This is a genomic window from Caulobacter sp. D5, from assembly GCF_003185805.1.
Taxonomy (GTDB): Bacteria; Pseudomonadota; Alphaproteobacteria; order Caulobacterales; family Caulobacteraceae; genus Caulobacter.
Genome location: NZ_QHJY01000352.1, coordinates 1 through 10,445 on the forward strand (window position 1 = coordinate 1; position 10,445 = coordinate 10,445).

Here is a 10,445-nt window from a genome sequence, read left to right on the forward strand (position 1 = left end):
ACCGAGCGGCCGGCGAGCGCCAGCGGCGCGCCCCGCCCTTTCAGGGCGATCTGGGCGCGGGCGGCGGCCAGGCCGACGCCCTCGATCTCGACGACGCTTTCGGGCGAGGCCAGCAGGCGCTCGACCAGGGCTTCGCGCGAGGTCTCGCGGGCGGCGCGGCGCACGCCCTCCAGGAAGGTCGGCTCCTGCAGCGCGGCGATGGCGCCGTAGGCGATCATGCCGGCCTCGAACTGCTCGGCCTTGTAGGCCGCGCCGGCCTTCAGGGCGCTGGCGACGCCGTCGCCGTCGGTGAAGGTCGCGGGCGAGATCGCGCCGGCGCCCCGGGTGTAGGTTTCGAAGGCGCTGGCCGCGGCCACCACGTCCTGGGCCAGGCTGACGCCCGGCGCCTCACGCTCCTGGCGCGCGCTCGCCAGCCCGCCCACGGCCAGGGCGACAACCGCCGCGCCAGCCACCATCCAATGCTTGTTCCACGCCATGCCCAAAGGCCTCCCGACTTCGAGGGCATTGGGCGGCCGGCGCGGTTGACGACATCGTAATCGGTGTGGTGAATCACCCTTTAACCGACATGTATTCGACCAGTTTTCGTGCGCATAATGTCGCACCCGAACGGCTAGGTTTTCAGTAAGTCAGAGACACGACAAACCACCTGTCCTTATGTCGGCGAACTGACATTCTACAAATGCGACGCAATGCAGGCGACCATTCAACCGCCGCAAGAGAAACGCGAGATCGCAAGAAGCGGGCGGACACCGAAGGCTGACCCCGCCATAATGTCGCCATGCCGACGCCGAGCCCTCGCCTCATCCTCGACCGCGCGCCAAGCCCGATCGGCGAGATGCTGCTGGTCACCGACCAGGACGGCCGGCTGCGCGCCGCCGACTTCCACGATCACGAGGACCGCCTGCGCCGCCTGCTGCGGCTGCACTACGGCCAGGCGCCGCTGGCGAGCGGCCCGGCGCCCGCCGCGATCCGAACGGCGCTGGCGGCCTATTTCGGGGGCGACCTCGCCGCCCTGTCGGCCATCCCCTGGGCGACCGGCGGCACGGCCTTCCAGCAAAGCGTCTGGCGGGCCCTGGGCGAGGTGACGGCGGGAACGACCCTGACCTATGCCGGCCTCGCCGCCCGCATCGGACGCCCGGCGGCCGTGCGCGCCGTCGGCGCGGCCAACGGCGCCAACCCGCTCAGCATCGTCGTGCCCTGCCATCGCCTGGTCGGGGCGGACGGGTCGCTGACCGGCTATGGCGGCGGCATCGAGCGCAAGGCCTGGCTGCTGGCGCACGAGGGCGCGCGGTAGCGGAGACACGGTCAGTGATTGACCGGTTTGCAGCTTTCTCTGTTCGCCTTCCTGGGCCTTGTGCCCAGGACCCATCGTTCAGCCGCTCAGACCTTTCGAACATGTCCAAGGTCTGAGCGGTCGCCAGCATGGACCCTCGCCACAGGGACGAGGGAGGCGACCATTGATGGCGTGATGAAGCGAGTCCGCCCTTCGCCCGCCCTAAACCAGCATGCTCCCGCCGATGCGGTGCAGCGGCAGGGCGCCCTGGTTGAAGAACGGCAGGGCCAGGGTGATCCCCATCAGCAGGTCCAGGACGATGCTGCCGTAGTTGAAGCGACCGCCGGCCTTCTGCATCAGCATGGAGACGAAACGCCCGAAGGCCGCGCCGAACCAGGCCACGGCCAGCACCAGGGCCATGGCCGCGCCGGCGCTGGACTGCCAGCCGAGGAACAACGCCGCCGCGCCGTGCGAAGCGATCAGCAGGCCGCCGAAAGCCCGGCCCTCGGTGACGGCGGCGCTCTCTTCCTCGCTCTTCAGCCCCGCCAGGCCCAGCATCGAGTCCGGCCGCGCCAGCACCAGACCGCCCAGCACGCCCCCGATCACGCAAGCGACCACGGCCAGGATCAGCGACAGGGCGTAGCTCGACATCAGGGACGGTCTCCGGAAAAGGATTCAGACGGGCGGGACTCGGGCGGGCGGGACTCAGGCGGGCGCGTGGCAGACGGCTTCGACATTGAACCCGTCCGGGTCCAGAACGAAGCCGCCGTAATAATGTTCGTGGTAATGAGGGCGAAGTCCGGGCGCGCCGTTGTCGGTCCCGCCGGCCTGGATCGCCGCCGCATAGAAGGCGTCGACGTCGGCCCGGCTCTTGGCCGCGAAGCACACATGCAGCTTGCCGCTCGTCCCGCCGCCGCCCGAGATCCAGAACTGCGGACGCTGCGCGCCGTAGCCGACCACGTCGATCCCGCCGGTGTGCTCCTTGGGCACGGCGTAGAGCCGCCTGATCCCCAGCGGCGCCAGGGCTGCGTCATAAAAAGCGGCCGAGCGCTCGAAATCGGCCACATCGAACCCCAGATGATCGAACATCGAAGACCCTCCCTTTTCGTCCCCGTTTCGCCGCGCCGTTTACCGCGATCGTAAAAAGTTCGCCGGCGTCGTCCTTGACTCCCCAAGGGCCGGCGCCTAACTCGTGCCTGGCGTTGGCACTCGATGGGAGCGACTGCTAACAGCGACGCTCCCTCGGCCTAACGAAGCCTTTTACAGAAACCGTTCCGACGGAGAAGACACATGAAATTTCGTCCCCTGGGCGACCGCGTCCTCGTGAAGCGCGTCGAAGAAGAAACCACCACCAAGGGCGGGATCATCATCCCCGACACCGCCAAGGAAAAGCCGCAAGAAGGCGAAGTCGTCGCCGTCGGCCCGGGCGCCCGCAACGACAAGGGCGACCTGGTCGCTCTCGACCTGAAGGCCGGCGACCGCATCCTGTTCGGCAAGTGGTCGGGCACCGAAGTGAAGGTCGACGGCAAGGACCTGCTGATCATGAAGGAAAGCGACGTCCTGGGCGTGGTCGAGGCCTGAGCCTCCTCCGTCCTGACGCTTTCCTCTTCCGAAATTTCCTAGTTCAGAAAGGCGCCCGACATGGCCGCTAAAGACGTCTACTTCTCCTCCGACGCGCGCGACAAGATGCTGCGCGGCGTCAACATCCTCGCCAACGCGGTGAAGGTGACCCTCGGTCCGAAGGGCCGCAACGTCGTCATCGAAAAGTCGTTCGGCGCCCCGCGCACCACCAAGGACGGCGTCTCGGTCGCCAAGGAAATCGAACTGGCTGACAAGTTCGAGAACCTCGGCGCGCAGATGATCCGCGAAGTGGCTTCGAAGACCAACGACAAGGCCGGCGACGGCACCACCACCGCCACCGTGCTGGCTCAAGCCATCGTCCAGGAAGGCCTCAAGTCGGTCGCCGCCGGCATGAACCCGATGGACCTGAAGCGCGGCATCGACAAGGCCGTCGCCATCGCCGTGGAAGACATCAAGAAGTCCTCCAAGAAGGTCACCACCAACGGCGAAATCGCCCAGGTCGGCACCATCTCGGCCAACGGCGACAAGGAAGTTGGCGAGATGATCGCCAAGGCCATGGACAAGGTCGGCAACGAAGGCGTCATCACCGTCGAAGAAGCCAAGACCGCCGAAACCGAACTCGACGTCGTCGAAGGCATGCAGTTCGACCGCGGCTACCTGTCGCCGTACTTCATCACCAACGCCGACAAGATGGAAGTTCAGCTCGAAGAGCCGCTCATCCTGCTGTTCGAAAAGAAGCTCTCCTCGCTGCAGCCGCTGCTGCCGGTGCTGGAAGCCGTCGTCCAGTCGGGCCGCCCGCTGGTGATCATCGCCGAAGACGTCGAAGGCGAGGCCCTGGCCACGCTGGTCGTCAACAAGCTGCGTGGCGGCCTGCGCGTCGCCGCCGTCAAGGCTCCGGGCTTCGGCGACCGCCGCAAGGCCATGCTGGAAGACATCGCCATCCTGACCGGCGCCCAAGTGGTGTCGGAAGACCTGGGCATCAAGCTCGAGAACGTGTCGCTCGACATGCTCGGCCGCGCCAAGAAGGTCTCGATCACCAAGGACGACACCACCATCGTGGACGGCGTCGGTGAGAAGGACGCGATCGAGGCCCGCATCGCCCAGATCAAGCGCCAGATCGAAGACACCACCTCGGACTACGACAAGGAAAAGCTGCAAGAGCGTCTGGCCAAGCTGGCCGGCGGCGTCGCGGTCATCCGCGTCGGCGGCTCGACCGAAGTCGAAGTGAAGGAAAAGAAGGACCGCGTCGACGACGCCCTCAACGCGACCCGCGCGGCCGCCGATGAAGGCATCGTCCCCGGCGGCGGCACCGCCCTGCTGAAGGCCTCCAAGGCCCTGGCCGGCGTCACCGGCGACAACGACGACCAGACCGCCGGCATCGCCATCGTCCGTCGCGCCCTGCAATCGCCGATCCGCCAGATCGCCGAGAACGCCGGCGTCGAAGGTTCGATCGTGGTCGGCAAGATCCTGGAAAACGACAGCCCCTCGTTCGGCTTCAACGCCCAGACCGAGCAGTATGTCGACCTGGTGACCGACGGCGTCATCGACCCGGCCAAGGTCGTGCGCACCGCCCTGCAGAACGCCGCCTCGGTGGCCGGCCTGCTGATCACCACGGAAGCCGCGATCGTCGAAGCCCCCAAGAAGGGCGGCGGCGCTCCGGCCGGCGGCGGCATGCCGGGCGGCATGGGCGACATGGATTTCTAAGAGAAATCCATAAAGTCGCCCATTCTCGGAAGGGGTCGGGATCGGTAAGCCGATCCCGAGCGGCGACATGGATTTCTAAGTCCAAGTCAGCATCGCTGAACAAAGAGAAGGGTGGGGCCGCGAGGCTCCGCCCTTTTTCTTTGCCGCTCGAAGATCCGCCGACCAACCAACTCGCACCCTGGTTGCCCCGACACGCAAGCTCCACTAGCAACGGCATGGAGACGTCGGGGGACGAGTAGATGAGCTTTCTGATCGCGGCGATGATGATGGCGGCGGCGACCGCCGACGTGGACTGCCCGACGGGCGGCGATCCGTCCATTCCGCGGGTCCGCGCCAACTGGAAGACGCCCCTGTCGGCCGACAGCGTCATGTGGGCCTATCCGCCCCAGGCCGTGGCCAGCCGCCAGGGCGGCAAGGCCGTCATCCACTGCACCGTCGATGTCGAGGGCAAGGCGACCGACTGCTTCGTCGTCTCCGAGACGCCGGTCGGGCTGGGCTTCGGCGAGGCCGCGATCAGCCTGCACACCCAGATGGAGTTCACGCCCGAACTGCGCTGCGGCAAGCCGACGCCGTCGAGCGTGACGATCCCGATCACCTTCTCCACCCCGCCGGAGCGCAAGGCCTCCAAGGAAGCCATGCCCGCCCTGACCGACCAGCTGCTGGGCCGCCGGCTGGCCCTGGCCCTGCGCGTCGGCGACGACGCCGAGGCCGACCTGATGGCCTACGGCTCGGCGATGCTCTATCGGACCGACAGGCCCGTTCCGCCCGAGCAGCGCCGCGCCCTCTACCAGATGCTGCAGGAGACCCGGCCCAAGGCCCGCCAGATCATGGTCGAGGCCGCCGGCGTCGCCCTGGCCCGCGAAATGAGCTCGGCCGACCTGGAAACCGCCGTCGCCTTCTACGAGGGCCCGGTGGGCCAGGCGCTGGTGCGGGCCCAGGGCGCCTTCCGCTACCAGGCCGGCAACGAGGCCCAGGCGGCCGGCGCGACGATCCGCAACCTGCTCGACACCCAGTTCTGCGCGATCACCGCGATCTGCAAGGACGAGGCTCCACACGCCAGCGGCAATTGAACCTGGGCCGCCGGCCCGCTACACCCGGCCCATGTTCCGACAGCGCCCCGACGCCGACATGATCCCCCAGGGCTGGGTGATCGCCGTGATGGTCGAGGTCGCCGGCGAGCGCACGCCCGTCCCGCACTATTTCGCCGTCGGCAAGGCCGACCGGGCCCTGGCCGAATGGGCGGCGACCGACCTGGCCCAGCAGGCCGGCACCATCGCCTCCAGCCCCGTCGACGGCCGCGAGCCGGTCGACGCCATGCGCCAGATCCTCGCCTACCGCATGCGCGAACTGGGCCTGAAGACCGGCGAGGCGCGGGCGTTGGGGGACAAGTATCCAAGAAGGTGGTTGTTCTAGAGGCCTGAACGGAAGGCGGATTCCCCCGTCCCCGTAAAATCCCCGCGAAAGCGGGGACCCAGGTGTTTTATCGTCGAGCGCCCCACGTTTCAGAAAAAGCCTGGGTCCCCGCTTTCGCGGGGATTTTACGGAGGATGGAGCGGCCTGCCCCGTTGAGAACGCACGGTCGCATCCTCTCACCACCCTTACGCAATCTTCTGCGAGCCGTTCGCATTGCCCAGGGCCGCCTCAGGCCCTAAAGCCTGAGCACGAGACGACGAAGGCCGACCGCCATGATGCTGCAGATCCCCGACGTGCTGAGCCCCGACGAGGTGGCCCGCTGCCGCGCGATCATCGACGCCGCCCCGTGGGTCGACGGCAACGCCACCTCGGGCTTCCAGGCGGCCATGGCCAAGAACAACCAGCAGCTGCCGCAGGACGGCGCGGCCGCCCGCGAGGTCGGGGCGATCATCGTCCAGGCCCTGCAGAGCAACCCGCTGTTCGTCTCGGCCGCCCTGCCCCACACCATCCTGCCGCCGCTGTTCAACCGCTACGGCGAGGGCATGGGCTTCGGCGACCACGTCGACAACTCGATCCGCCGAAACCCCGCCACGGGCGCCCAGATCCGCACCGACCTGTCGGCCACCCTGTTCCTGACCGATCCCGACGACTACGACGGCGGCGAGCTGGTGGTCGAGGACACTTACGGCAGCCACCTGGTCAAGCTGCCGGCCGGCTCGCTGATCCTCTACCCGGCTTCCAGCCTGCACCACGTGACCACGATCACGCGCGGCGCGCGCACGGCCAGCTTCTTCTGGATCCAGAGCCTGGTGCGCGATGACGCCAAGCGCGCCCTGCTGCTCGACATGGACGTCTCGATCCAGCGCCTGGCCGGCCAGGTCGGCCAGGGCGACGCCTCGGTGCTGTCGCTGACGGGCACCTACCACAACCTGCTGCGGATGTGGGCCGAGGTCTGAGCCCGCGCAGCCCGGCGGACACGCAACCTCAGGCGGCGGAATCAGTCATAGTGATCGCAGTGTCCGAACGGAGGGGATCATGGGTTCGATGTCGTGGCTTCATTGGGTGGTGCTGCTCGCCGTCCTCGCGATCTTCTTCATTCCGGTCGCGCGCATCTTCAAGCGCGCCGGATGGTCGCCCTGGCTGACCCTGGTGGCCTTGATCCCCGGCGCCTCGATCGTCGTGCTCTGGGTGTTCGCCTTCGCGCCCTGGCCGGCGGTGGACGGCGCCAAGCCGCCCATCACCGACTAGGGTTCAGCCCGCCTTCCTCAGCGCCTCCGGAACCGGCGCCGGGCAGTACTGGCGCAGGAAGTCGCCGTGGCTGGGCAGGGTGTCGACGAGATCGCTCAGCATCGGGGCGGACTTGTCGAGCAGGCCCTTCACCACCCCGGCCGGCAGGGTGTCGACCAGCTGCTGATAGCGCTGGGGCCGGATGCCCATGCCTTCCATCACCGACTGCCAGCTGGGGGCGCGGAACATGTCGTCGACGCCGTCGCGCAGCACCCCGCCGGCCTTGAACAGCGCGATCCGCTCGCGAAGGCTCTCGGGCGGCGTCACCTGCTGGTAGGCGCGCCAGAACGGCGTGTCGTCGCGCTTGGTCGTGAAGTAGTGCAGCACGATGAAGTCGCGGATCTCCTCGTAGTCGGCCCGCATGCGCCTGTTGTACTCGGCCGCCAGGGTGGCGTCGCAGTCGCGGTCGGGGAAGAACCGCAGCAGGTAGTCGACGCCGCGATAGATCAGGTGCAGGGCCGTCGACTCCAGCGGCTCGATGAAGCCGCCCGCCAGTCCGATGGCCACGCAGTTCTTGTTGAAGAGCTGCTTGCGCATGCCGGTCTTGAACGGCACCAGCCAGGGCTCGCGCACGGCCTCGCCCTCGACCTGGCTCATCAGGGTGGCCCGGGCCTCGTCGTCGCTGCAGAACTGGCTGCAATAGACATAGCCGTTGCCGGCCCGGTGCTGCAGCGGGATGCGCCAGCGCCAGCCGGAGTCCTGGGCCTGGGCCAGGGTGTAGGGATGCGGGTCGCGGAGGTTGGCGGTCTGCACGGCGATGGCGCGGTCGCACAACAGCACGTCCGACCAGTCGAGGAACTCGGTGCCCAGGGTCTTGCCGTTCAGCAGCGAGCGGAAGCCCGAGCAGTCGATGAAGAGGTCGCCCGAGGCCTCGCGGCCGTCCTGCAGGATCACCTTCTCGATGAAGCCGTCGGGCCGCGTGGCCACGTCGCTGACGATGCCCTCGGTGCGCTTGACGCCCCGGGCTTCGGCGAACTTGCGCAAGAACTTGGCCAGCAGGGCGGCGTCGATGTGCACGGCGTAGTTGGCGTTGGCGATCATGGTGCGCGGGGCCATGGCCGGCGACATGAACTTCCAGCGGTCGGCCATCACCGAGGCCGGGGCGAAGTCCTGCAGGGCGGCGGGATGCCCCTCGGCCTTGCCGCGCAGCCAGACCTGGTAGAACTCGTGCACGTCCACCGGCCCGCCGATCAGGCCGAACGGGTGGTAGTAGACCTCGCCCTTCTGGCGCCAGTTCTCGAAGCGAATGGCCAGCTTGAAGGCGGCCTGGGTCTCCTGCATGAACTCGACCTCGTCGATGCCGAGGCCGCGGATCAGCTGCAGGAAGGGCGGGATCGTGCTTTCGCCGACGCCGATGATGCCGATCTGCTCGGACTCGATCAGCTCGATCTCGCAGGAGCTGTCCTTGAGATAGTGGCTGAGCATGGCCGCCGTGATCCAGCCGGCCGAGCCGCCGCCCACGATCACGATCTTCCGCAGATTGTTGGCCATCGGGCCTCTCCCGTCGTCTTGTCTTTTATCGTTGTCGTCTATTCGGCGGCCGCCGGCTGGGCGGCGACGTAGCGGCGCAGGAACTCGCCGTGGGTGGGGGCCTCGGCGACTACCCGGGCCACGCCCGCCCGCATCTGGTTGAGGCTGGCGGCCAGGGCTCGGCCGTCGATCCCATCCAGCGCCGGATCCCAGCCCTGGGGGCGGATGTCGAAGCCGTCTAGGATCGCCAGCCAGCTGGGCGGCTGGAACATCTCCCAGCGATAGCGGGCCACATGCCCGCGGGCGCGGAACAGCTCGACCTTGCGGGCCAGGGTCTCGGGGATGTCGGCGTCGCGGGTGGTGCGCCAGAACGGCGTGTCGCCGCGCTGAGCGGCCTTGTAGTGCAGGATCACGAAGTCGCGCACCCGCTCCATCTCGCGCCGCGACCAGTCATTGAACTCGTCGATCACGGCCGGGTCGAAGCCGCGATCGGGGAACAGGGCCTTGAGCTTTTCGATCCCGGTCTCGATCAGGGCGATCGAGGTGCTTTCCAGCGGCTCCAGGAAGCCCGACGCCAGGCCCAGGGCCACGACGTTGCGGTTCCAGACCTGCTTGCGGCGACCGGGCGTGAAGCGGATCAGGCGCGGCTCGTGCAGCAGCCTGTCGGGCACGGCGGCGACCAGCTCGGCCTTGGCCGCCTCGTCGTCGATATGGCGGCTCGAATAGACATAGCCGTTGCCGTAGCGGTGCTGCAGCGGGATGCGCCAGCGCCAGCCGGCGTCATGGGCGGTGACGTCGGTATAGGGCGGCGGCTCGGCGCCCTCCCCAGAAGAATTGGCGGGAGGCTGGCTCTGCACGGCCAGCGCCCGGTCGCAGAACAGCCACTGCGACCAGTCCTCGTAGCCGGTCTCCAGCGCCTCCTCGATCAAGAGGCCCCGGAAGCCCGAGCAGTCGATGAAGAGGTCGCCCTCGATGGTCTGGCCCGTATGCAGGTCCAGCGAGGCGACGAAGCCGTCGTCGGGCCGCAGATTGACCTTCACGACCTTGGCGTCGATGCGGCGCACGCCGTTGGCCTCGGCCACGCGGCGCATCAGCTGGGCGAACAGGCTGGCGTCGAAATGCAGGGCCCAGTCGAACACCGACAGGCTGGACGGCGGATTGGCCGCCGGCACGGTGAACTTGCCCGCCGCCGCCAGGCTTGCGCCCAGGCAGTACTCGCCGAACGCCCCGACCTCGCCGCTGGCGCGGGCCTTGGCCCAGTAGTGCTGGAAGGCCACCCCGTTCAGGTCCTGGCCGTAGAGGCCGAAGGGATGGATGAAGGCCGAGCCGGGGGCCATCCAGTCCTTGAAGCGGATGCCGAGCTTGCAGGTCCCCTGCGTGGCGCGCAGCACCTCCAGGTCGTCGAGACCAAGGTTGCGGTAGAAGGCGCGGATGGTGGGGATGGTCGCCTCGCCCACCCCGATCGTGCCGATCTCGGAACTCTCGACCAGGGTGATGCCGATCGGCGACTGGCCGAAGTGGCGACGCAGGGCCGCGGCCGCCATCCAGCCGGCGGCGCCGCCGCCGACGATGACGATGCTGCGGATGCGCCCTTCGCGGACGTCTTGGCTCATGGCCGATCCTCCCCGACCGAAACTGGCGCCCGAAGGCGCAAACGGAAAGCACCTGCTGAAACAAAAAAGACCCGTCGCGGCGGCCCTAGGGGAGCCGCCGCGAC

11 protein-coding genes and 1 pseudogene are annotated in these 10,445 nt (G+C 68.1%); 7 read left to right on the forward strand and 5 right to left on the reverse strand.

Going from position 1 to position 10,445, the window contains the following annotated elements:
- A pseudogene (locus DMC18_RS20575) lies at positions 1-476 on the reverse strand (hypothetical protein); the annotation flags it as partial.
- Positions 477-778: 302 nt separating this feature from the next.
- On the opposite strand from DMC18_RS20575, the gene DMC18_RS20580 reads away from it, so the two are divergent.
- Positions 779-1,294 carry a methylated-DNA--[protein]-cysteine S-methyltransferase gene (locus DMC18_RS20580; protein WP_110133268.1) on the forward strand — a complete coding sequence of 172 codons (516 nt, stop codon included), beginning with the start codon at positions 779-781 and terminating at the stop codon, positions 1,292-1,294.
- 201 nt (positions 1,295-1,495) lie between these two features.
- On the opposite strand, the gene DMC18_RS20585 is transcribed toward DMC18_RS20580, so the two are convergent.
- Both DMC18_RS20585 and DMC18_RS20590 read right to left on the reverse strand, forming a co-directional pair.
- Entirely contained in the window at positions 1,496-1,924 is a 429-nt protein-coding gene (locus tag DMC18_RS20585) for a DUF4345 family protein (protein ID WP_110119083.1), read from the reverse strand.
- Positions 1,925-1,978: 54 nt separating this feature from the next.
- The gene (locus DMC18_RS20590; protein ID WP_110119082.1) at positions 1,979-2,362 is read right to left on the reverse strand and encodes a VOC family protein; all 384 of its coding nucleotides are present in this window, start codon (positions 2,360-2,362) and stop codon (positions 1,979-1,981) included.
- Positions 2,363-2,563: 201 nt separating this feature from the next.
- On the opposite strand from DMC18_RS20590, the gene groES reads away from it, so the two are divergent.
- The 6 genes from groES to DMC18_RS20620 all read left to right on the forward strand — a co-directional run bounded on the left by groES (position 2,564) and on the right by DMC18_RS20620 (position 7,219).
- Complete coding sequence (groES, locus tag DMC18_RS20595) at positions 2,564-2,854, forward strand: co-chaperone GroES (RefSeq protein WP_110119081.1); 291 nt, start codon at positions 2,564-2,566, stop codon at positions 2,852-2,854.
- 60 nt (positions 2,855-2,914) lie between these two features.
- A complete protein-coding gene (groL, locus tag DMC18_RS20600; RefSeq protein WP_110119080.1) occupies positions 2,915-4,558 on the forward strand; it encodes a chaperonin GroEL in 1,644 nt (547 codons plus the stop codon).
- A 239-nt stretch (positions 4,559-4,797) separates the two neighbouring features.
- Positions 4,798-5,628 (forward strand): TonB family protein, encoded by an 831-nt coding sequence (locus DMC18_RS20605; RefSeq protein WP_110119079.1) that lies wholly within the window; start codon positions 4,798-4,800, stop codon positions 5,626-5,628.
- 31 nt (positions 5,629-5,659) lie between these two features.
- Positions 5,660-5,971 carry a hypothetical protein gene (locus tag DMC18_RS20610; RefSeq protein WP_110119078.1) on the forward strand — a complete coding sequence of 104 codons (312 nt, stop codon included), beginning with the start codon at positions 5,660-5,662 and terminating at the stop codon, positions 5,969-5,971.
- A 272-nt stretch (positions 5,972-6,243) separates the two neighbouring features.
- Positions 6,244-6,927 (forward strand): Fe2+-dependent dioxygenase, encoded by a 684-nt coding sequence (locus tag DMC18_RS20615; protein WP_110119077.1) that lies wholly within the window; start codon positions 6,244-6,246, stop codon positions 6,925-6,927.
- Positions 6,928-7,006: 79 nt separating this feature from the next.
- Positions 7,007-7,219, forward strand: coding sequence for a hypothetical protein (locus DMC18_RS20620; RefSeq protein ID WP_233245202.1), 213 nt, complete (start codon positions 7,007-7,009; stop codon positions 7,217-7,219).
- 3 nt (positions 7,220-7,222) lie between these two features.
- On the opposite strand, the gene DMC18_RS20625 is transcribed toward DMC18_RS20620, so the two are convergent.
- Together DMC18_RS20625 and DMC18_RS20630 are read right to left on the reverse strand one after the other, a co-directional pair.
- Complete coding sequence (locus DMC18_RS20625) at positions 7,223-8,749, reverse strand: tryptophan halogenase family protein (RefSeq protein ID WP_110119076.1); 1,527 nt, start codon at positions 8,747-8,749, stop codon at positions 7,223-7,225.
- Between the two features lie 38 nt (positions 8,750-8,787).
- Positions 8,788-10,341, reverse strand: coding sequence for a tryptophan halogenase family protein (locus DMC18_RS20630; protein ID WP_110133269.1), 1,554 nt, complete (start codon positions 10,339-10,341; stop codon positions 8,788-8,790).
- Positions 10,342-10,445: the final 104 nt, after the last annotated feature.

What these genes read in the sequence shown, in the direction of transcription:
- DMC18_RS20605 (WP_110119079.1), top strand. Translation starts at nt 4,798, where the DNA reads ATGAGCTTTCTGATCGCGGCGATGATGATGGCGGCGGCGACCGCCGAC.
- DMC18_RS20620 (WP_233245202.1), top strand. Translation starts at nt 7,007, where the DNA reads ATGGGTTCGATGTCGTGGCTTCATTGGGTGGTGCTGCTCGCCGTCCTC.
- DMC18_RS20590 (WP_110119082.1), bottom strand. Translation starts at nt 2,362, where the DNA reads ATGTTCGATCATCTGGGGTTCGATGTGGCCGATTTCGAGCGCTCGGCC.
- groL (WP_110119080.1), top strand. Translation starts at nt 2,915, where the DNA reads ATGGCCGCTAAAGACGTCTACTTCTCCTCCGACGCGCGCGACAAGATG.
- DMC18_RS20625 (WP_110119076.1), bottom strand. Translation starts at nt 8,749, where the DNA reads ATGGCCAACAATCTGCGGAAGATCGTGATCGTGGGCGGCGGCTCGGCC.
- groES (WP_110119081.1), top strand. Translation starts at nt 2,564, where the DNA reads ATGAAATTTCGTCCCCTGGGCGACCGCGTCCTCGTGAAGCGCGTCGAA.
- DMC18_RS20580 (WP_110133268.1), top strand. Translation starts at nt 779, where the DNA reads ATGCCGACGCCGAGCCCTCGCCTCATCCTCGACCGCGCGCCAAGCCCG.
- DMC18_RS20585 (WP_110119083.1), bottom strand. Translation starts at nt 1,924, where the DNA reads ATGTCGAGCTACGCCCTGTCGCTGATCCTGGCCGTGGTCGCTTGCGTG.
- DMC18_RS20610 (WP_110119078.1), top strand. Translation starts at nt 5,660, where the DNA reads ATGTTCCGACAGCGCCCCGACGCCGACATGATCCCCCAGGGCTGGGTG.
- DMC18_RS20615 (WP_110119077.1), top strand. Translation starts at nt 6,244, where the DNA reads ATGATGCTGCAGATCCCCGACGTGCTGAGCCCCGACGAGGTGGCCCGC.
- DMC18_RS20630 (WP_110133269.1), bottom strand. Translation starts at nt 10,341, where the DNA reads ATGAGCCAAGACGTCCGCGAAGGGCGCATCCGCAGCATCGTCATCGTC.